This is a genomic window from Paeniglutamicibacter gangotriensis Lz1y (assembly GCF_000348945.1).
Classification (GTDB): domain Bacteria; phylum Actinomycetota; class Actinomycetes; order Actinomycetales; family Micrococcaceae; genus Paeniglutamicibacter; species Paeniglutamicibacter gangotriensis.
Window position 1 is genome coordinate 113,327 of record NZ_AOCK01000014.1, and the last position, 20,936, is coordinate 134,262.

Sequence of the window (20,936 nt, forward strand, 5' to 3'; positions counted from 1 at the left end):
AGGAGGTCATCATGACCGTGGAACCTGACTGGCCGGGAACGGCTCGACGACGCACTGCGGCCGTGGCCGCACTCAAACCCTTCGCCGAACCACCCGAAAAACCTCCCGATGAGGAAAGGCACTTCTCAGACCCGCAATCCCCACTCTCCAGCCCTCCCCCGAATCAGCCGCCTGCCGGCTTGGTGCGGGGACGTAGGAGCGCAGCGGTCCTCAAGGAAGAGAACGTGGATCAGCAGCTTCCGGCCGGAGACGGGTGGCAACGCTGGGCCAGGACCCTCACCGCGGGACTTTGGAAACCCGCCGCCGGCAAGGACGAGCTTGAACGCCGCAACGACATCTCCACGATCCAACGGGTGTTCCCGCGTCCCATGACCGTGTTCGTCACCCAGCCCCTGGGCGGGGCAGGTAAGACGATGGTCAGTGTGGGGATCGGCTCCACCTTCGGGATCCACAGCACCCTGGACACCTTGGTGTGGGACAACAACGAAACCATGGGGTCCCTGGGCATCAGGACCAATTCCAACGGATCGCGCACCACCGTCTGCGACCTGCTCGAGGAGCTGCCCAACCTGCAGGCCGAACACACCCGCAAGGGCGACTTGTCCTTCTACACCCGCCACCAGGGAAACAACCGCTTCGCGGCCCTGATCTCGGATGAGGATCCCGAGCGGATGAAAATGATCGGGAACACCGAATTCAACGCCATCCGCACCGTGGTCGAACGCTTCTACAACATCGTCGTTGTCGATTCGGGAAACAACACCCGCGCCGCCAACTGGCTCGCCTGCCTCGATGAAACCGACCAGCTGGTCATCCCCGTGACCCTGAAACAAAACTCGGTGGCCTCCATGCTGCGGATGATCGAGCAACTCGAATCCATGAGCGACCTGGAAGGCACACCCCGCTACGAGGAACTCTGCCGGCGCGCGGTCATCGTGATCACCCCGGGATCCCAGCGCACCCAGGCGGATGCGAAGGAACGCCGCCGCCTGCGCGACCTTGTCGCCGAGGCCGTCGGGGACCGCGGACATCTCCTGGACATCCCCTTCGATCCGGCCTTGGATACCGGGGCCATCATCGACTGGCAATTGGTCAGCGATGAGACCCGCAGAGCCTTTGAACGCGTCTGCGCGCGCATCGCCGAAGGCCTCTACGCCTGGGCGCTGGATGAGAAGAAGAACCCGGCTTTGAAAGGAACACAGGGCTGATGAACACCCACCCACACCTCACGGACCTTCTGCTTCAAGGCCCCTTGGCGGCGGGACCGAACCCGCTGGACGGGGTCACCCCAAATCTGGAACTGCTGGGCGTGCGGTTCTCCAACATGGTCACCCTGGTCCTGGGCGCCATCTGGGCCTTGGGCCTAGCAGTCATCGCCGCGGCCTTCCTCTGGAACCTGACCAAGTGGGGACTGGCAGGGCAACGCGGCAACATCGATGACGTCGAAGACGGGTCCGCCGGCGCCAAACGCTCCGCGATCGCGTTCTTCGGCACGGCAATCGCCGGCATCATCCTCGGCGCCCTGCTGGCTGTGGCGGGGATGCTGTAGCCATGACTCGGAAGCGGACCCTGGTCATCACCATCTTGGTGCTGCTGGCCGCCTCCGTCGTCACCGCGAGCATCATGCTATCCGGGAAACGCGACAACATACCAAGCCCGGGGACCTCCCTGGGAACCAATGCCGAGGGATTCGCAATCTCCCCGGTGGTCGCCGGCGCGGGCGGCACCGCGTTGGGACCCGACGGAGTGACGCCCATTGGCTATCCCCCGACGTGCGAGGGCGCATATGCGGCAGCCATCAACTACCGCAAAGCGATCCAAACTACGGATTCGAATTGGCCAAAAGTACGAGAAACGCTGCTGCAAATTTCCGCAGACCCACAGGCACTCGCGTCACGGCTCGAAATAACCGATGAACTTGTAGAGCAGTACGGCATGGGGAACTACGTTTCTGCCGACACGCAAACGTTGGGGATTTTTAAGCCCTTGGAATGCGAAGCGGGCAAGTCAGCTCTCCTGCTCGTGTCAGATGTGAGTACTCTCCACTATCCCGAGAGCAACCCATCCGTCATGGTTCAGGCCGCTCCGGTTAAGGTCGTCTGGCAAAACGGAGATTGGAAATTTGCTTCGACCCCCAGCCTCGAGTCAACAGAATTCCTCAGTCTCGAATTACAAGCCGATACGGCTCCTGCTATGACTCCGGAGATCATCAACGCACTGTTCACCGCCAACGATGGACAGGCGATCAGTCGCGAGGGGTGGCTGGTGGTAAACAATGCGTCACGTTAAATTCTTCAAGATACTGTGCCTGCTGTTGTTTGCCGTCTTTGCCGTCCAGTTGACGGTCGCACCCATGGCCTTGGCAGCCGGCGAGGTTCCGGCCAGCATGACCCCGGACGAATGGAAGAGATTCCAAAAACTGGAACCGGCGCAGAAGCTTGAGATCAGGGATGCCATCATCAGTGAAAACGCCAAGCAACGGTGCGGCGACTTCCTGTTCTACAGCCTGCTGGGTGAGGGAGGCGCCTGCGAAGACCTGGTCAGGCAGGCATCGGTTCATGTGTGGCCGACGGCAGAACATGCCCTCGGAATGGCATCCATCCCCATGGGAATCTGCGAAGCACTGCGCAAGGAGGGCGCGTCGACCTTGGCCACGCATCGGTGTGTGGCCAAAAACCTAGTTGCTGCTTTCAAGATCGCGGGCAGCCCCTTGGTAAAGCTCGCTCTGCAGCAGACACCGGGCGGACGCAGGGTGCTCGGGCTGGCCGAGGGAGGGATCACCGTGGTGAAGTTCATCGCCGATCCGAAGTCGGAACTCGAGAGCATGGCCAACACGGCCAAGGCCGAAAGCGTGAACTCAACCCAGAAGGTCCTCGAGCAAATCACCACCGTCTCGTCCTTCGACGCCGGGGACGAGGGGTTCCGGAGCATGTGGGCGACCTTCGCCGGCGTCGGGCTGGTGCTCATGGGCCTGATGATCTTCGCCCTCCACCATTCATACAGCCGCGGGGAAATGTCCGACGACACCTACCAAAACGCCCTCATGTACTACGCACCGGGAGGGGCGATCCTGGCGATCTGGGGCCCGCCCTTGATGCACCAGCTCGGTATTTGGTCCTCAGGCCTCGCCACGGGGACGGGGGTCTTCGCCGGCTCCCAGGTCACCGACTTCATCGCCGTCATCGCACGCTTCGGGGCCCTGGAATCCACCGAATGGTTCGGTCCCCTGATCGCCCTGCTCTTTTTCGGCCTGTTGCTGATTGGTTCGTGGGGCGTATTGATCTACCTGGCCATGGTCCCCTTCCTGCAGGCCTCCGCGGCTCTGGCCTTGGCGTTGCTGGTGGGCATGTTCATCCACCCCCGCACCAAGCCCTTTGCCCTGAAGGTCGGCAGCACCGTGCTGGGACTGATGTTCCTCAAGCCCGTCCTGTACCTGCTCCTGGGTGGCATCTTCTGGATCCTCGCGCACCAGGAAGCCCTCACGGCCGGAGCGGAAGGCGTCCTGTCGACAGCGGTCAGCCTGGCCGTGACGGCCATGGTACTGATCGCCGTGTTGTTTGCCCCGGCCGCGATCTTTAGGCTCATGCCCGCGATGCCGGCCGGCGATTTCCAGTTTGGGGGAGGACCCAACGTGGCCGGGCCTGCGCTGGCAGCCGGGGCCGGGGCCGCGGTGTCGCGTTCCATCTCCTCCAAACGCGGCGGAACCACCGCCTCCAATTCCAGAGGTCCCGGAGGCGGTGGATCCTGGGGGCCCCGCACCGGCCCTGCACGTTCCGGGGACGCCGGGGGCGGGCCCGGACCCGCCGGGCCTCCGCCGGTGCCACCGCCTAGGCCGGGCCCTGTGCCTCGGCCCGGACAGCCCGCCCTAGCGGGTGCGGGAGGCCATGGCACCGATGGCAACGCCAGCAGGAACAATGCTGCCCCCTCGCCCCAGGGGCCTCAAAGACCTCGGCACCAAGGAACTGGCGGGGGACTCGGCCACACGACGCCTCCGCAGCACCCGAAGCAACCACCAAGCGGGAAACCAGCCCCTTCACCCACTGCCCCGGTGGCCGGACCCGCCACCACCACCGTCGGGGGTGCAACCCCGGGCGGACCGCCTGCCGGACCGCCTAGCCAAGGCGGCGGCACCCCAGGCAGCAAGATCCGGTCGGTCGGCAGCACCTTGGGTGCCGCGGCCGGCTCCGTGGCCCGCGCCTCGGTGACACCCCTGCAGGCCGGTGCCGTGGGGGCTTTGCATGCCGGCCGGGAAGGCGCCCGACGCGCACGCGAAGCCGCCGACGCCATGGTTCCCCAGAAATGGGGGGAATAGCCATGTCCCGCAGTGTCATCCTCGGAGGGGAAATCCGCGCTCGCGACGCCGGAGGACGCACCCGATACGAATGGGCCCTCGCCCTCGCCGGCCTGCTGCTCGCCCTGGTCATCGGGCTCTCCGGAGGGAACAACCTCGGAACGTTCTTCCTCGCGGTCCTGGTCGGTGTCGCCGCGGCGGCCGTGAGCTCGCCAGCGTCCATCTGGGGCGGACGCAGCCCCGCCGGGCTATTGCTCGAACGCGCCTACTTCCTATACCGTCGCCGCACCGGACGAAACACCTTTGACCCCGCCGCACCAGGCACCGCAACGCCGCCGGATACGAAACCGGGCAGGGCCAGGAAGCGGATCCAGGACAACGCCCCCTTGATGGTGGGGGACGTAAGGGTCATCGAGGTTCCCTTTTCCATCCGGGACAACGTCACGATCTTCCGCCAGCAATCCGGAGGCGCCTCCTACTACACGGTCATCCTGGAGGTCCAGGGCGCTGCCAGCGGGGTCCAGGAGGAAGACTTCGAGGACGCATCCCACATCGGGTGGGGCCAGGTGCTGGCGCGCTGCGCCCGGCGCACCTCCCCGGTCAGCCATGTCCAGTCCTTCGCCCGCTCGGTGCCCTCCGACATCACCGACCACACCCAATGGCTGGCCTCCTATGTCTCCCCCGATGCGAACGACGAGGTGCTGCGCTCCTACCAGGACCTCTGCTTGGAAGCCGACGCCCGGGCCGAACAGCACCGCTCCTACGTGGTGCTCAGGTTCAATGCCTCCGTGGTCCTGGGTCGGATGGGCACGGCCCACGGCGGCGGCCTGGAGGGCACCTACCGGGCCATCACCACCGAGGCCCGGGCCGTCATGGAACTGGCGGTCTCCCTGAACGCCATCACCGCCTTCCGGCCACTGGACAATTCCTTGGTCGCGTCCCTCTTCGCCCACTGCCAAGACCCCTACAGCTACGCCATCGACGACTACGAGGCCGCATCCATCAACACGGTGTGGCAGCATCTTGATGCCAATGCGTCCCGGCACGGGGTGCAGGTCAACGGGAAAGGATTCACCAGGGTCGGGTATATCCCACGGGACGGGTTCGAGGTCGGCGAACTTCCCGTCCAGGCGCTCAAGCACTTGGTCTCGGGGATCTATCCCCCGGTGATCCACTCGGTGTCGTGGATCAATGCGCTGGAGGACGGTCAACAGGCGCGCGTCAAGGCACGCCGACACCGGACCCGGGACTATGCGAAAAAGCGTGAGCGGGCCAAGAAGGGCACGATTTCCGACGGCACGGACGAGGTAATGCTCGGTGCCTCCGAACAGCGAGCCCTAGACTTGATGCCCGGCCAGGGACACCACGGGGCCTCCTGGGCCGCGTACCTGAGCTACACGGTGGAGAGCGAGGACCAGCTGGAGTCGGTCGCCACCCATCTGGAGGCGGCCGCCTCCAATGCCGGGGTGCGGCACATCCAATGGCTGGACCTCAAACAGGATCTGGCCCTGGCCGTCGTGCTTCCCTTGGGGCGGGGAATCCGGACATGAGCCTGACCCAGAACAAACGGACCGGTGCCCAGCACCAGGACCACGCGACTGCCACAGCCAAGGGTCCGCGGCCCGGTGGTCGCCGAAACGGCCGGTCGCGGGACACCAGCGAAGAAATGCCCGTGCCCCGGCAGGGCGGCGTTCCGTCCATGGGGACAGACGACGGTGCGGCGGGCCAGAGCCGGTCCCGGCGAGGCAAGAACCCCAGAACGTCAGAAGACCAAGGTACTTCCACTGGGGAGAACAGTTTGCGGTGGCACGCCCATCGGCGGCTGTCCACCGGCTCCAAGCTGGGGCTCTATGACCCAGCTCCGCCTGGCGCCCTGTCCTCCACCCGGCAGATGGAAGCCAGCCTGCTGGCCGTTGCCGCTCCCCCGACCAACCACAAGGGTCTGATCTTCGGCTTGGACACCAGCACCGGGTGGATCATCAGCCATGACCCGTTCTTCGCCTACGGACACACCGTCCAGAACCCCAACGTCTGCTATATCGGGGATCTCGGATCCGGGAAAAGCTCGGCCATGAAAACCTGGGGACTGCTCCGTCCCCTGATTCTGGGCCGCGACATCGTCGTCCTGGACAAGAAACTCCAGAAAAACACTGGAGAAGGAGAATATGCTCCGCTATCTCGGCATCTGGGCCGCGAACCGATCATCTTTAGGATCGGTGGCGGTGGATCCTGTATCAACATCCTCGATCCCCGGATCGGGACCGGGGATCAGGACGAACGCAACAGTGGGTCACCGGCCGGTCAGTCCATGTTGCTGCGGGCCGTCACCGAAGAGGCCCTCGGCCGGCCCCTGTCCCCCCTGGAGGGCAAGGCGTTGCGCACCGCCCACCGCCGGGCGCTGCACACCGCCACCGAGCAGGGATATGTGGCAACCATCAGCCACGTCATGGACGCACTGCTGCACCCGGACGAACGGGACGCAACCGAGGTGGAGGTCACGCGCGCCGAGTTGCGCGGTTGGGGCCTGGAAATCGCCTTCGAACTCGAACGGCTGATCAGCGATGACCTTGCCGGGCTCATCGACGGAGAAACCTCCCCCGAGGTCCAACTCGGCGAGGGCCTGACGGTCTTCGACGTGTCCAACCTCCCCGAATCGGGCCCAGCCTTGGCCATCGTGATGACGCTGGTGAACACCTGGCTGGCGAACATGCTGCACCACCGCACCCAGAGCCGGCCCACGCACCTTTTGGTCGAGGAAGCCTGGCACCTGGTGCGCGGCACCGTCGCCGAAGTCATCGCCCGCAACCTCAAGCTCTCCCGCGCCCTGGGCCTGTCCAGCCACTTCGCCTTCCACCACATCAGCGACGTCCCCGAAGGCTCTACGGCCCAGGCCATCATCAAGGAATGCGACACCATCTTCATTTACCAACAGAAGAAGCCGGCCGACGCCCGGGCGGTCCTGGAGATGTATGACTTGCCGGCCTCCAGCTACCTGGACATCCTGAAGATGCCCACCGGCAGTTGCCTGCTGAAGATCGGCAGTGAGGTGCCCATCAGGGCCAGGCACCTGCGCAGCCCCACCGAGGTCACGCTCACCGACACCGACGCGGCGATGAAGCAGGTCCGGCATGCCACGGGCTAACCGGCACGGCACCGCGGCGGGCCCGTGGCTGGTGCTGGCCCTTCTGCTCACGATCCCCTATCTGGCGCTGAACCTGGGCGAGGCACTGACGCCCACGGGATCGGCCATCACCTGGAATGCCCGGGACCTCGGTGCGGGTCTCGTGCAGGGCCGGGTTGCCTGGCCGGTTGCTTCCACGTTCATTGCCGTCGGCTTGTTCCTCGCCCTGGTCCTATTGGCGGCATTCCTCGTTGAAGGCACCAAGAACCTGCGAACCCGAAAAGGTGGACCCGGTCCCTCCCCCGGAACCTTGCGGGTATTGTCCTTGCGCCGCGCCGCCAGGTATGCGCGCAAGGCCCTGCAGGTTCCTCCCAAAACCAAGGACAAGGACCTCGTGGTCTCCATGGCGGCCACACCCCAGGGCAACAAACCCCTGTATATGCAGTTCGAGGATTCCTGCTGGACCTACGCCCCGGCCCGCGCCGGCAAGACCCTCACCATCGTCGCCCCCGGCATCCTCTCGGCGCCGGGCCCGGTCCTGGCGACCTCCACCAAGGTCGATGTCCTCACCCACACCGCCATCCCCCGGCTGGAGGCCGGCCAGGTGCTCGCCTTCGACCTGGAACAAATCACCGGTTGGCCCCACCAAGTCCTCTGGAACCCGGTGCGCGGATGCCAGGACGAGAACGAGGCCCTGGCCCGCGGCAAGGCCTGGGCCAGGGCCACGTCCCGGGGCAACGTGAAAAACGGGGACTGGTTCGCCGACCAGGCCGCCGCCGTCCTGGGTCGCCTGCTGCATGCAGCGGCGCTGGAGGGCAAGGACCTGCGCGATGTCATGCGCTGGGCCTCGGACTTCACCGATGCCGAGCCGGTGGAAATCCTGCGCCGCAACGGCGCCACCGAGTCGTTCATCTCCCGGCTGGTGGACCTGCGCTCCTCCCGGGCCGGGGAGGCGGTGGACGGCATCAAAATGACCCTCCAGGGACTCTTCGAACCCCTGGCCTCCTCTCGAGTGCTCTCCCAACTGGTCCCCGGGGACCGGACCGCCTTCGACGCCCAAGACTTCCTGGCTGGGCGCAACACGCTGTATGTGATCGCCGACGGGGACGCCTCCCCGTTGGCACCCTTGGTGACGATGTTCACCGACTTCGTGTTCCGTACGGCCAAGCATTTGTCCCAGCAACGGGCCGGAGGCCGGTTGTGGCCGGTGTTCACCATGTTCCTGGACGAAGCCCCCAATGTGGCCGCCATCCGGGACATGCCGGCGGTGCTCTCCGAATCAGGGGGACGCGGCATCCGGGTGCTGGGCTTTTCCCAGTCTTTCGCCCAGAACGAGGCGCGGTGGGGAACCGATGCGGCCAAGGCCATCCAGGAGACCGCGAACGTCATCATCCTGATGCCGGGGCTGAAGCGCGAGGCGTTGAAGGACTATGCGGCGGAAATGGGCACCAGGCACCGGCAGCGGCGCAGTCACTCCACCGGACGCAGCGGCGGCTCCACGACCACCAGCCTCGAGGAGGTGCAGGTGATGAAGGCCGAGGAGATCAAGCACCTACGTGTCGGGGAGGCGTTGGTGGTGTATCGGAACCTGCCACCCTTTGTGGGCAGGATGCACCCGTTGTGGGAACGCAAGGACTGGAAACGGCTCGAGCAGCAGGCCCGGGAGGCGGAGCTGATGTGCGGGAAGCTATTCGCCGGCGGGGAACTCGGGGCGGGGGTGCATGGCCATGGACACGGAGGATTCATCGGACGAATCGGGGAACGGATCGGGGAATGGATCGCCAGGCGCGATACCTGACGGCACGATTGAAGAAGTCGTCCTGGACCACGACAACAAGATCGAGTACCTGCACACCATGATGCAGGACCAGCAAAAAACGCTGGCGGCGCTCGTCAAACATCGGGAGCGACCCAGCAGCTCCCCCGATCAACAGGACCCTGCCCCGTGGAACCTGTTGGACGGGACAGACAAGCAGCGGCGCAAGATCCTGGAACAGCTCTACGACTGGATCCGTTGGTACAACGAAACCTACCCCGGGGTAGAGGAACACGTCATCCCGCCCTGCTGGTTCCGCCACCGCGCCGTCATCCAGGAATTGCTGGCCGTGTTCGTGGCGTGGCAGGCCGCATACTGTGGCCTGGAGGAACCCGACGATGCCCCGGCGTATTGGCACGAACGGATCCTCCACCCCACCATCGCACGATTGTCGAGCGACAAGGCAGCAGGGTGGGGCAACTGCCTCGGCTCCCACCGGGAACCGCATCCACCGGACACCGGCGGCGCCCATCGTGAGGCGTTCCAAGCGTGGCTTGCCACCCCGGGCGGCACGTGAGTTTCTCTCCAGCGTCGAGGCCGGCTGTGCCCTCGTTAACGGTCATGTTCTCTGGTGCCAGACCGTCAATTCCACCCACGGGGCGTTGAGCCCGAGAGGCGTAATGTTCAAGGGTCCAGGGGGCGTATGCAGTCGCTGAACATCACGATGAGCGGCTGGTAGTTCTGCTCTTCGCGGGCGATCTGGCTGGCTTCGTTGAGTTGTTCTCCATGCACTTTGCCCCAGTCGATGAACCAGCCGGCATCCTCTGCCACCCGGTTCCAGAATTCCCGCTGGGTCCGGCCGTTGCCCTCCCGAAAGGGGTGGATGTAGTTGAAACTGTCGTAGTAGTAGGACAGTTTTTCCACGAATTCCCGGCGCTCCAGACCTTGGAGGAGGTTGTCCTCGGTGAGTTCGCGGGAAATGCTCGCCGCCGCCCGCTCGATCAGATTTACGGGGCAGAACGGCTCGTTCTTGGGACGCACCAAATCGGTCGTCCGGAGGTGTCCGGCCCATGAAAAAATATCGGCGAACAGTTGCCGGTGGATCGCCTGAAATTCCCGAAGGTCCCGACTTGGTTCGATATACGCGCTGTCACGCAACTGGACCACACGAACAGCTACGAGGTCGGCTTCTGCCGCCGCAAGCTCTTTGCTGGTGATCGCTCCGACGAGGTTCCTGAGAATGCCCGTTGTCGGGTCGAGGTAAGGATCGGGAGCCGAACTATCGAAATCAGTCGAGCCCAAACCGTGCACGTGCTTTTCTTACCAGTTCGTCGGATGTCACTTTTCCCGTGACATACTCCTCAGACTCCGCACGGTATTCGTCACTGACTTCAAGGCCCTCGAGGTTCATGCTGTGGGCGGCCTCGTTGACCCACTTGGATCGCTGCTCTGTCATCGTCATGCCGTTTCCTTCCCACACCGCATTGTCGAAATATCCACAGGGGGTGCTGCCGATCCCGTGAGTGCAGGAACTGGCAGAAACAACCTTGCGGACTAGTGAATCGATTCTACTCGTGATCGGTCCTGAAACTGTGTGCCACACAGAAGAGCCGGGCCACGTCGTGGGGCGAGCATGCCCCTTTAGCCACGGTTTCAACTCGTTGGCTGCTCAGGTGCACTCGGAAGCTGGGCTTCTCGAGGCCATGGTCCGAACCCACGGCGGACTCGCTAGCCCAATCGCGGGCCTTCGGACTCCGGGCCTGCGCTCGGTCCATCGTGCCGCCGGGTCCCGCGGGCCTTCCTGGCCCGCGTTTCCTGGAGCCGGGCCAGCCGCTCCCGCAAGGTGCGCGGCCCGTCCTCTTCGTCATGGGGCGGAGGCGCCGCAGCCACCGTTTGCTTCCCCACATCCTGTTCTGTGAATGGCATAGCGCCCGGCTGCCGCTGCCCGGTGCGGCGGCGGCGCAGTTCGGCAATGGCCTCCTCGGCCGCCGTGGGTGCTGTGCCGGGGGCTGCCTGCTCGGCCTCGAGACGATCCGCGGTCCGCTCCCCCGGGGTCAATGGGGGCCTCGTGGTGAGGCTGCTGTGCTTGTGCAGCGAGGTCGCCCGGGCCTTGAGGTCCCGGGCGATCGGGTTCTTGCGGTGTTCCTTGGGGACCAGGCGCGGCTCGCTGTCGGGGATGTTGTAGGTTCCGCGGTAGGCGGCGATTTCGGCCGCGAGGTTGCACCAGTCTCGGCGCCGGTCAGGTCGGCGCGGCACCGGCCCCAAATCGGTCAGCCAGGCCGGCGGTTTCTCGGCCAGTTCGGCGCCCACCCGGGTGAACTCGCGTTTCACCACGCCTCGGTATTGCTGGCTTTGCGTGGCCCAGGCGGCCGGGGTCTCGGGCTTCCAGAGGTGCTCGGCGGGGGCGAACCATTCGGGCAGGTCCTTCGGTGTCTCGTGTTCGCGCTGGTCCATGAGGGACCTCAATTCCAGTTCGTCGTTGATACGCTCCAGGATGGTCCCTGTGCCGCGGATCCGGCTGGTGCGTTCGCGTTCAAGGGTCTCGGCCCGGTGCACGGTCCCGGGCATGGTGCCCCGAAGGGCTTGTTCCCGGCGCAACCGTCCCAATTCCCAAGTAAGCTCTTGGGTCTTGTTTTCCGGGTTGGAGGGGATCTGCCGTTCCCGTTCATCCTCGGTCCGGGCGATCCGCGCGATCAGTTCGTCATCGCCGAGATGCCCGTAGAGGCGGTGCCGCCACGGTTTGAGCCCCGCGGTCTGCCGTCCCACGGGTTCCTCCAGGATGCTGTGGCGGCGTTCCAGGGCGAGGTCGTGCAGGTGCTCCAGGTGCTCGGTGGAGACCTCCTTGAGTGGGCGGTTGGCTTCGGCGAGGACGTGCTTGCGGCTTTCCAGGAGTCGTTCCACTCTCCAGGCCATGACGGCCGAGCGGTCATGTGCCGATTCGATTTCGCCCACTTCCAAGGCATCTTGGATGAGCAGGGGCATGTGCAGCCCTCGGTCCTCGGCGACCCCCAGATGGTGGGCCACGGCGTCCCACGCCGTGGAGCGGAAGTACCGCTCGGCTTCCCTGGATCCTGCCTGGGTGGCAAAGAGGGTGCGCATTCGTTGTTCCCGGGCCTGGTCGACGAGGTCGCGGTGGATGGCGCCCAGGTGTTCGATGCTGCGGGAGCGGGCTCGTTCGGCCGTTGAGGTGTCGTGGGCGCTGAGGTTCCCCGCGGTGTTCGCGGCGATCCGTGCCAGCACTTCTGGGGCCTCCTCCCCCGTTTCCAGTGCCACATAGATCTTGTTGTCGTAGCGTCCGCGGCTGGTGGCCACATACCCTTGCGCCCGGTCCAGGCCGGCGGACAGCAGGGCGTGGGAACTGTCGTACGTCATTCCTTGGGCGCGGTGGATGGTGGAGGCGTACCCGAGCTCCACATGGGTGCGCACGTATTCGGCGGGCAGGGTGGTGGTGCCGTGGTGGGCGCGGTGCTGCACATCCAGCGCCCCGTCATCCCGGATGCCGGTGACCGTCCAGACGTCGTTGTTTTTCACGAAGTCGTGTCCGCGGTTCACGGTGAGGCGGCGGTCATTGCGGCGGGTCACCACCACGTCGCCTGCATAGGCCCGGGCGCCGTTTTGCAGTTCGGTGCTGGTGCCCGAATTCAATTCGCCGAGTTGGATGCGATAGGCCTGGGCGCGGTCGTTGAGGCGACCGACCAGGGCGTTGCTGGGGGCGATCATCAGCGCTCGGCGCCCGGCGTTTTGGTCTTTTTGCCATCCGGCGAACACGTGATGTTCCATCAAGTCCGTGTCCCCGGCCATGATCCGTTGGTGATCCCAGTAGTACGACCACGGGTCATCGGTGCCCAGCAACGGTGGTTGGCGCAGGGTCAGGCTGGCAGTGGCTTCCTCCTCGTTCGGTGTTCCGTCCGGGTGGCGGAAGCGGTGCACGGTTTCCAGACGTACGGCCGGCTCGTATTGGTCGATCAGCCGCAGGGCTCCGCCGCAGCCGATGGCGCCGAGTTGGCGGTCATCCCCGATGGCTCGGATGACCGCCCCGTGCTCGGCGGCGAGACTTACGGCCTGGGCGAAGAGCGCGGTGCCGACCATGCCCGCCTCGTCGAGCAGGAGCATGTCGCCCGGTTTGAGCGGGACAAAGTGTTCGGAGGGTTCATTGGCACCGAGGACGAAGGCGTCCAGGGTCATGGCCTCAGTGCCTATTTCGTGTCCCAGCAGGGCGGCCGCGGCGGCGGTCGGTGCCACGGCCAGGATCCTGCCGCCGGCAGACTGGGTGGCATGCGCGACCAGCCGCATGGCCGTGGTCTTGCCGGCGCCGGCCGGGCCGATGCCGACCATCAGCAGGCGGTCGCTGCAGGCGAATTCCTCGGCCACGGTCCTCTGTCCCTCATCGAGCCAGCCCTCGACCTGGCCTAGGATGCGGGTGAAATGATCGTGGGTGGCCACGGGGATGACGGTGCGTTGGGCGGCGCCCAGCAGGTCACTTTCGGCCGCCAGGACCGTGGGGGACGTGTAGAGCTTGCGCTTGGCTTTCTGGTATTTGTGCACCGCGGTGATGGCCCCGGCCACCGGGGCGGGCACCGGAATATCCGGGGTCAGGCACAGGCAGTTGCGTTCCAGGACGGTGTGGGTCAGTGCGAAAACGAGGGTGTCGGGCAGTCTCCGGGTCCCGGCGAGGGCGCCGAGTTGGCGGGTGGCTTCCGCTTGGACGTGGTGCTCTCCCCAGACCGCACGCTCGGATTCGAGCCGCTGCACCACTTGCGCGGCGATGTCCTGCAGTGCTTTCTCGGACAAAGAAAACAGCGTCGAATGAGCGCGGATTCCCAGATGCCGTCGTGCCCGTTGGGCTTGCTTGAGTGCCGTTTCCCCGACGGGCAAGTGCAGCCCGCTGCCGAACTTCAGCTGCCAGCCCTCCACCAGTTCCGCCAGTGGTTTCCCTTGTTTCTTGTCCGCCCTGGTGGTGAGGGTCGCCTGCTGGCTCAGGTGGATCATTTGCTTGCGATTCGGCTCGTAGCCGTGCTCGGACCGGAACCTGTCCACCAGTATTCCGAGCGCTGATTGGATCTGTCCGCGGCGGGAGGATGCTGCCTCGATGGCTGCCACGTCGATGCCGGCGATTTCCGTGACCGGGCGTTTCCCCGGCATCGGCCGCATCGTGGTGGCCACGCCCAGGGACTCGCAGACGTTCTCCATGACGCACCGGTTGTAGTGTTCGCTGGCTGCCACATTGAACTGATACAGCAACGCCCCATCCAGCGTTCCCCATTTGTCGTCGGTGCCCAGCACCTTGTTGGAAACCACCACATGGTCATGCAATTGCGGGTCCCCGTCACGGGAATCATAGTGCCGGAACCGGGTGTAGATCAGCCCGCCGGCGACGTCCTGTTGCCGCACCCCGTTTTTCCCCCGCCGCGTATAGACGGCGGTGTCCTCGAGGTAGGCCATGGTCGATTCCACGGCCTGAAGGTGCGCCCGCTCAATGGCCACGCGCACCTTGTCGCCGCCCACGCCCCACAGGTAGGAGACTGATTTGGGTGGGGAGAAGACCAGGTCGAATCCGGCGACGGCCTGCGCCGCGGGGCGCATGTGTTGTGCAACGAACCGACCAAGTTCTTCCTTGGATGCGGGGTTGCGGCCGTGCAGTTCCCGGAAATACTGGGCACCCGCCGTGGCCCTGAGGCGCCGACGTTCATCAGCATCCGGTGCGCGGTGCTTTAGGCGCTCGAAGTCTCCCAGCGCGGTGGTGATGCGCTTCTGTAGGACGTCTTCTTTTTGGGAAAAGCGCTTGTAGCGTTGCCCGAGGTCCTTTTCGAACGGTTCACCGGTGAGTTCGCTGGTTTCCCCGTACCGGGGGTGTAGGCCTTCCCCGTAGAGCAGTTGCATCTGCTGCTCGGTGACGTTCCCGTAGACCTCGAGGTGCTCGGTTCCGCGTCCGCCCCACTGCCCCGGTGGGTAGCCGGAGAGGTGGTAGTACTCACCCAGCTGGCGGTCCTTGGACCGTAGTTCATCGCCGCTGGCGACTTCACGGGTGTAGTACGTGTAGCCGTCGCCCGCACTGAGTTTGTGCACGGTCATCACACCCCCAGTGTGAACCGGGCCCCCTCATTTATCAAGGATGCATGAGGTGTGACAAAGCATGGTGGTTTGACGAGCCCGACGAAGGAGCAGAAGTCTCGGCGAACCAGTAGCGGTGCCGTTGGTCCGAGGGACGAGAAACAGTGAACGGCATCGTGCCGGGCTGGGGCCATCAACGGTGTTGATGCGGTTGTGCACACGCGAATGCGCGGTGGGTAACACGCTTTTCGTTATCCACGGTGCGTTCAACTGTGTGCAACCGGGGCGCGGCGGAAGGATTTTCCACAGGCCACCGGTGGTTGTCCACGCGTGGCCGGGGATGCCGGCCGGCAGGATCGGGGCTCCGGACGGGCACCCGGCGCTGTGACTGGCAACCCGTCCGGGTCGCGGGACCTGCGCCCGGAACGATCCAGGCCCACCACTGTTTTACGGGCACCGGTGGGTTTATCCTGTGGTGACCGTTAGGTGTCGTTGGGAGGAGCAGTCATGGCCAAGGATCGGAAATCGGCGGTGGCGCTGGCCGCCCGGGAAAAGGCGCGCACCAAGGCGTCGGAGATGACCCAACGCCACGAGCTGTTGCTTGAGAAGGCGGCCGAATACTTCGTGCTGGAAGAGCAGTCCGCCGCGCGCCTGGAGGCCGCCAAAACCCAGGCGCAGCAGATCCTGGAGCAGGCCAAAAAGTCGTTCGAGGCCGGTCGCATCGAGCGCGGACGCATCGTGGTCTCGATGCTGGCCACCGGGGAATCCCGGGCCTCGGTGACCCAGCGGTTGGGCATTTCCCCCGGGGAACTGCGCGTCCTGCTCGAGGCGGCCGGCAGCACGGAAGACACCCGTTCCTGATTCTTCGGTCAAGCCCCGGGTCGGGATGGTGATGGGAAGCAAATCGGTGTCCGGTTCAGAACAGGGTAGGGTCCTCCACACGCGATCCGGCGTTGATCGCATGGATGCGTTGGACATCCCATCCGTGGGCCAACAGGTCTTCACGCAGCGCACGGGAGCGGGCGGCCATTGCCGCCCGCGGCAGCCCCCTAAAGCGCAGCCCCGACCCGTTGGCGGAGCGCAGCTTGCGTTGCCGGTCGACCATGTTGGACTGCCGGTCCCCCATGCCCAGGTGGCGGGGATTCACGCACAGGGGGACGTCGCACTCGTGCATCAATTCCGGCAGCTGCCCGTGGGCCAGTCCCAGGTCTAGGGCGAGGCTGTAGCGGTGCGGGCGCACCGAGGTGCCGTCCAGGTAGAAGCGTCCGTAACCGTCATCGGCGATGGCCCCGACCCAGATCCAGCATTGTTCCGGGAGAGGTCCGCGGATGACCTTGGACCAAAAACGGTGTTCCGCATTCCCTTTCGCCCGCTGTAACCCGGGGCCCTTTGATTGCCCCGCGGTCTTGCCGATCAGGTCCCGTGTTTTGTCCGGCCGCCACGTGTGGTGGCTCATGCGTGGGATCCGTGGCGGCGAGACTGGCGGGAGGGCCGGGATTGGCTGCACCCCGGAGCGGTGCGGTTCCGCCTGCGGGCTTCGTGCCGAGCTGGCATCAGGCGACCTGGCGTGAGAGCTTGTTGGTGCACCACAGCAGGAACGCCGCCGGCAGGATCCAGGCGGCGGCCTCGAGGTAGTCGTGGTTCCAGAACCGGCCCACGGCAGTGAGCAGCAGGATGAGGCCGAACACCGCGCAGAGCATCCGGGCCAGGGCCGCCACGCTTTGGACGGGGTGAACCACCAGCTGCAGGAGCAGTGCGAGGCACAGGATCCCCGCGGCCAGAAAGAGGATCATCGCCTGATCCACCATATGCCTGTGGCGTTTGTGCCGCTGGTGTGTCGTGCATGGCGGTGGGGTTGGTGCTGCACGCAGGGATTCGTCATGGTGCCTCCGCTTTAGACCGGGACCTGGGAGGTGTCCCGTTGGTGCGAAGCTACCGGAGAGCACCGACATTTTGGAACCCATGACCGCCCGCGGTGGGGGTTCTTGCGGGGCCGAAGCCCGGCATCATCGAACAACATGGAACGCCCCCGGATCCGGTTCCCCCGGGGATTTCGGGGCCGTGGTCCACTGAATCCCGTTCCGGCCGTGTGCACTTCGGGCCGTGCGGTTTTTGCCGCTGCCCGGGCTGGTTGGCGATTACCCGTCCCGGTGCGTGTCCGCGGAATCCCGTGGGTCCTCCGCCGTCGGTGGCGTGCGGCGGACGCACCGCTGCATGAATCCGAGCACCAGTTCCCGCTGGGTCTTGCCGTTCAGGGCAGCGTAGGCCTTGAACTGGCGGGCGAGATCCTCGGGGACATCGAAGTTCAACCGCTTTTGCGGGGTCCCGTCCGCCGCGGGTTTGGCGCTCATCCCGCCATCTCCTGCCGGGCGAAAGTGATGGCCCGGACGATGTTGGCCGGGTCCAGTCCCGACCAGTGGAACTGGTCATCCACGACGACGACCGGGGCCTGGGAATAGCCGAGTTCCTCGGTGACATACTCCAGCGCGGCAGGCTCGGCGGTGAGGTCGACCTCCGTGAACGCCACCTGTGCCTCGGTGAATTTTTCAGTGGTCTTGCGGCAGCCGAAGCATCCCGGCTTGGTGTAGATGGTGATGGCCATGGCCTTCTCCTCCGCCCTTTCGCTATGTCTTCATTTTACCCTCATTTGAGGGTGTAAACCATTGTTTTGATCCGGTTTTTCAAGGTTTTTGGACCCCGCAGGTACGCACAAAATGGCGCGGTGGGTGGCCATGGTGAGCGTGGTTAGGGCACCTCCCCAGTGGGGCCGACCGGGGAACCGGAGAGGCCACGACCAAGGAACCGGCACCGCGGGAATGTCGGTCCATGCCGGTTCGTGGGCGTCCGTTAGTGCCCGGTTCGGCGGCTCTTGCCATGACGGTGCAACACGGCGATCCGGAGTGTTCTTGACGGGGCATCGGGTTCGAGGCCGGGGTCCTTCCGATGCAAGCCCGTGCAGCCACTGCTTCGCTTGCGGCAACGAGATACCGTGGGCCACGCTCCCGCTGCGGTGGTGGGTGGGCCGCTGCGGGTTCGCCCGTGCCCGGGGGCCGGGGCGCGTAGCGCCTGGGTGCGGCGGCCGGGGGAGCTTGCGGAGGAGGTCGCCGCCGAAATCGGTGGGCCCGGGACGTTACGTGGCCACAGTGGTCCTGCGCGGACGCCAGGTGAACCCGGCGCGCCGAGGCTCTGGCGCGGCCTCGCGGGCGCTTTGCTGTGGACACAAGGAGCGGGACGGAACGAGGTTTTCTCGTTCCGTCCCGCTGTGGATGGTGTGTGCCGGTAAATGGCTCAATGCTTCGTGGTCGCCGAGGCGGGTAGTCGGCCGCTGATGATTAGTCTGGTCAGTAGCTCGGTGAGGCGGTGCGTGGGGTCGGTGGTGCGGGCGAGGTCCAGAAAGTGCATCGCTTCGCTGCCCTTCCCGTCGATCCAGCGCGTCCAGCCGAGCCCGGCCAGCAGGTCGGTCCGATACTCCAGGGGGATGTATTCAAGGGCGGTGTAGATGGCATCGGCTCCGTCCCTGAAGTACTCCCAATCGTCGGGGGAAATGTCCCCCATGAGCGCGGCGCTGATGGTGTCCATGTCGTCACTGGTGGTGGCCAGCGAGGCGAAGATCAAATCGCGGATTCCCTTGTTGGTGCACGTCCCACCCAACCATGCGCCCTCGTTCGGTGTGATGGTTCCGGTGCATTGGTATCCGATGACGATGCCGATCAGCCTCGTGCACACCGTGGTCCGGGTGGCTCCGTCCGCGCAATCCAACCGGCGGGCCGCGTCAACGAACTGTTGCAGTTCCGATACCGCGGCGTCGGTGCTGCAGGGCGGGATGTCGGCGGCAAGCTTCACATAGCTCTTGGTGCCGACCATGAGCGCCAGTGCCGCATTCGAGGTGGCCACCGTGGCGAAGGGGATCTGGTCGGTATGGGTCCCCTCGTAGTCGGTGAGGTACCCGTCGCGAATCAGCACGGCGTGGCGGATGGGGCGGCCGGTCCGGGCCAGGAGGCCGCCCAAGGCCCGGTACTGGGTCGGGGTCATGGCCCGGTCATCCTCGAAGCTGAGCAACAGCACCCCGGTGATGTTCTCGAGGCGGTCGACGTAGTGCCTGACTTCGGTGGCCCAGAATCCCGCGGGGGCTTCGGGGTGTGCGTCGAGGCGCAGGGTGGCTGCCACGGTGCGGTGTTCCAGCAGCATCAGCACCACCGAGGAGGTGGGGGTGAAGCCGAGGGAGTGGATGGCGACCGCGACGGTGTCGGCCATCGTGGTGGCGGTGATCTTGTCCATGATCTTGTCCTCGTTCGAAGGGGTTCGGGGGCCGCGGTGCCAGCCCCGCGCTTTGGGTCTCTCCCCCCCATGTTTTTTGTTTGCTGGCGCAATGAAATGAGCAGGGCCGGGACCAGGCACAGCAACCCGAAGGGCGGTGGCGGGAAAAGTTTTTGGCCGAAATAAGCGACGCAGGAGCGCGGCCACAAAGTTTTCCCGCCACCGGCCCGGAGCGACGAAGGAGCGTAGTGGCTTGTGTGCCTGGGCCCGGCCCATATACTCCGAAGGTCAGCAAACAAAAAAGAAAAAGCGGCCTTTAGGCCGCAGCCTGATTCGCCGGAACGGTGAATCAGGCCAAGAGTCGGCCGCGGAGCGGACGTCCGGTTTCTTGGGTGCGAGCGAGCGAGTACCCAAGAGGTCCTGAATCCGGCAGCCACTTATGCACGATGAGTTGCATCTGCCGTGGTCGACGGGTCGGCTTGTGGAGAAGCAGAAGGTGTTGGCCCAGGAAGTCAGCGACCTGCTGGCCGAGGCCAAGACCGTGGATGCCACCGAGGACGCGAGGTTCGGGCCGAGCAGGCTCGGGGACGGGTTGCCGGTGGAGCTGGCCGACCGGCGGGCGTGGGCCTCCCTTGAGGAGGAAGCCGTCGGGAAGGCGCGGGCCGAGGCCGAGGAGAAGGCCCGGGACCGCGGGGACGACGACATCAGCGCCGCCGGGGACAAGGCCGCCAAGGCCGCGGTGCCGAAGCCCAAGGCGCAGCGGAACTTCACTGACCTCGATGCCCGGACCATGAAGCGGGCGGACGGCTCTTTTTCGTATTGCTACAACGGGCAGGCCGTGGTGGACGAATACCGGCAGGTCATCGTGGCGGCGGAGTATGGCACCGAGTTCTTCATTTCCACCGGCCGGAAGAAGCACGCCACCCCGATCCCGAAGGCACCGAGGGGCCGGATCCCGGCCAATGCCACCGTGGGCGAGCGGATGGCCCGGAAGCTGAAGACCACGGCGGGGAAGGGGTCTGTTCCCGGCGCAAGGCCATCGTGGAGCCGGTGTTCGGCAGATCCACACCCGGCAGGGCAAGCACCTGTTGCTCCGCGGGTTGTGGAAGGCTGCCCTGGAGAGGAAGCTGCTGGCCTGCCTGTCACAACCATGAAGCTCCACAGCTTCCGGGAAGAATCGCCGGCATAGCGGGAGGTGCGGTGGGGGCCTGCCCTGCGCGCAGACCCCGTTGGGACCCGATCATGGGGCTTGGTGCGGCATCTGACAGGTTCCCATGGTGTCTGGCCGGCGGTATCGCCCGGTAAGTGGTTCTTGGTCCAGCTTCCCTGTTACTTGCTGCGGATCGTCAAACCTCTACTGACCCACGCACCCAGGCCGTGGTCTTGTTGATGAGCGCCTCGAAGTCGATGGCATCGGCCTCGAGCCGCGAACCTCATTCGCGAGCATTAATTATGAGTCT

At 65.3% G+C, this 20,936-nt stretch carries 17 protein-coding genes and 1 pseudogene; 10 read left to right on the plus strand and 8 right to left on the minus strand.

Annotation, left to right across the window (positions count from 1 at the left end; translation table 11 throughout):
- Positions 1 to 11 precede the first annotated feature (11 nt).
- From ADIAG_RS19175 to ADIAG_RS19210, 8 genes are all read left to right on the plus strand, one after another.
- Positions 12 to 1,208, plus strand: a complete 1,197-nt coding sequence (locus ADIAG_RS19175; RefSeq protein ID WP_007273101.1) for a MinD/ParA family ATP-binding protein — start codon at positions 12 to 14, stop codon at positions 1,206 to 1,208.
- Positions 1,208 to 1,549 (plus strand): hypothetical protein, encoded by a 342-nt coding sequence (locus ADIAG_RS19180; RefSeq protein ID WP_007273102.1) that lies wholly within the window; start codon positions 1,208 to 1,210, stop codon positions 1,547 to 1,549. Before ADIAG_RS19175 ends, ADIAG_RS19180 begins: the two co-directional genes overlap by 1 nt.
- 2 nt (positions 1,550 to 1,551) lie before the next feature.
- On the plus strand, positions 1,552 to 2,289 hold the full coding sequence (locus ADIAG_RS19185; RefSeq protein ID WP_007273103.1) for a hypothetical protein: 738 nt from the start codon (positions 1,552 to 1,554) through the stop codon (positions 2,287 to 2,289).
- The gene (locus ADIAG_RS19190) at positions 2,276 to 4,312 is read left to right on the plus strand and encodes a hypothetical protein (RefSeq protein ID WP_007273104.1); all 2,037 of its coding nucleotides are present in this window, start codon (positions 2,276 to 2,278) and stop codon (positions 4,310 to 4,312) included. The genes ADIAG_RS19185 and ADIAG_RS19190 overlap by 14 nt, the downstream gene beginning before the upstream one ends.
- Positions 4,313 to 4,314: 2 nt before the next feature.
- Positions 4,315 to 5,841 (plus strand): hypothetical protein, encoded by a 1,527-nt coding sequence (locus ADIAG_RS19195; RefSeq protein ID WP_007273105.1) that lies wholly within the window; start codon positions 4,315 to 4,317, stop codon positions 5,839 to 5,841.
- A 248-nt stretch (positions 5,842 to 6,089) separates the two neighbouring features.
- The gene (locus tag ADIAG_RS19200; RefSeq protein ID WP_152426232.1) at positions 6,090 to 7,433 is read left to right on the plus strand and encodes an ATP/GTP-binding protein; all 1,344 of its coding nucleotides are present in this window, start codon (positions 6,090 to 6,092) and stop codon (positions 7,431 to 7,433) included.
- The gene (locus ADIAG_RS19205) at positions 7,420 to 9,210 is read left to right on the plus strand and encodes a type IV secretory system conjugative DNA transfer family protein (RefSeq protein ID WP_007273107.1); all 1,791 of its coding nucleotides are present in this window, start codon (positions 7,420 to 7,422) and stop codon (positions 9,208 to 9,210) included. The genes ADIAG_RS19200 and ADIAG_RS19205 overlap by 14 nt, the downstream gene beginning before the upstream one ends.
- Positions 9,140 to 9,745 (plus strand): hypothetical protein, encoded by a 606-nt coding sequence (locus ADIAG_RS19210; protein ID WP_152426233.1) that lies wholly within the window; start codon positions 9,140 to 9,142, stop codon positions 9,743 to 9,745. The genes ADIAG_RS19205 and ADIAG_RS19210 overlap by 71 nt, the downstream gene beginning before the upstream one ends.
- A gap of 107 nt (positions 9,746 to 9,852) precedes the next feature.
- Here the strand turns inward: ADIAG_RS19210 and ADIAG_RS19215 are convergent, their stop codons facing one another.
- The 3 genes from ADIAG_RS19215 to mobF form a co-directional block, all read right to left on the minus strand.
- Positions 9,853 to 10,479, minus strand: a complete 627-nt coding sequence (locus tag ADIAG_RS19215) for a Fic/DOC family protein (protein ID WP_007273109.1) — start codon at positions 10,477 to 10,479, stop codon at positions 9,853 to 9,855.
- Positions 10,457 to 10,630: an antitoxin VbhA family protein gene (locus ADIAG_RS21725; protein ID WP_007273110.1), complete on the minus strand. Its 174-nt coding sequence runs from the start codon at positions 10,628 to 10,630 to the stop codon at positions 10,457 to 10,459. The genes ADIAG_RS19215 and ADIAG_RS21725 overlap by 23 nt, the downstream gene beginning before the upstream one ends.
- A 266-nt stretch (positions 10,631 to 10,896) precedes the next feature.
- Positions 10,897 to 15,240, minus strand: a complete 4,344-nt coding sequence (mobF, locus tag ADIAG_RS19220) for a MobF family relaxase (RefSeq protein WP_007273111.1) — start codon at positions 15,238 to 15,240, stop codon at positions 10,897 to 10,899.
- Between the two features lie 486 nt (positions 15,241 to 15,726).
- Between mobF and ADIAG_RS19225 the strand changes: the two genes are divergently transcribed.
- The gene (locus ADIAG_RS19225; protein WP_007273112.1) at positions 15,727 to 16,080 is read left to right on the plus strand and encodes a hypothetical protein; all 354 of its coding nucleotides are present in this window, start codon (positions 15,727 to 15,729) and stop codon (positions 16,078 to 16,080) included.
- A gap of 55 nt (positions 16,081 to 16,135) precedes the next feature.
- Here ADIAG_RS19225 and ADIAG_RS19230 read toward each other — a convergent pair whose 3' ends face one another.
- The 5 genes from ADIAG_RS19230 to ADIAG_RS19250 form a co-directional block, all read right to left on the minus strand.
- Entirely contained in the window at positions 16,136 to 16,675 is a 540-nt protein-coding gene (locus ADIAG_RS19230; protein ID WP_007273113.1) for a hypothetical protein, read from the minus strand.
- 97 nt (positions 16,676 to 16,772) lie between these two features.
- Complete coding sequence (locus ADIAG_RS19235; protein ID WP_007273114.1) at positions 16,773 to 17,012, minus strand: hypothetical protein; 240 nt, start codon at positions 17,010 to 17,012, stop codon at positions 16,773 to 16,775.
- A 345-nt stretch (positions 17,013 to 17,357) separates the two neighbouring features.
- Positions 17,358 to 17,570 (minus strand): hypothetical protein, encoded by a 213-nt coding sequence (locus ADIAG_RS19240; RefSeq protein WP_007273115.1) that lies wholly within the window; start codon positions 17,568 to 17,570, stop codon positions 17,358 to 17,360.
- Positions 17,567 to 17,821 (minus strand): glutaredoxin family protein, encoded by a 255-nt coding sequence (locus ADIAG_RS19245; protein WP_007273116.1) that lies wholly within the window; start codon positions 17,819 to 17,821, stop codon positions 17,567 to 17,569. The genes ADIAG_RS19240 and ADIAG_RS19245 overlap by 4 nt, the downstream gene beginning before the upstream one ends.
- A 686-nt stretch (positions 17,822 to 18,507) precedes the next feature.
- A complete protein-coding gene (locus ADIAG_RS19250) occupies positions 18,508 to 19,497 on the minus strand; it encodes a DUF4192 family protein (protein WP_007273118.1) in 990 nt (329 codons plus the stop codon).
- A gap of 613 nt (positions 19,498 to 20,110) precedes the next feature.
- Between ADIAG_RS19250 and ADIAG_RS19255 the strand changes: the two are divergent.
- Positions 20,111 to 20,665, plus strand: a pseudogene (locus ADIAG_RS19255) (transposase); the annotation flags it as partial.
- Positions 20,666 to 20,936: the final 271 nt, after the last annotated feature.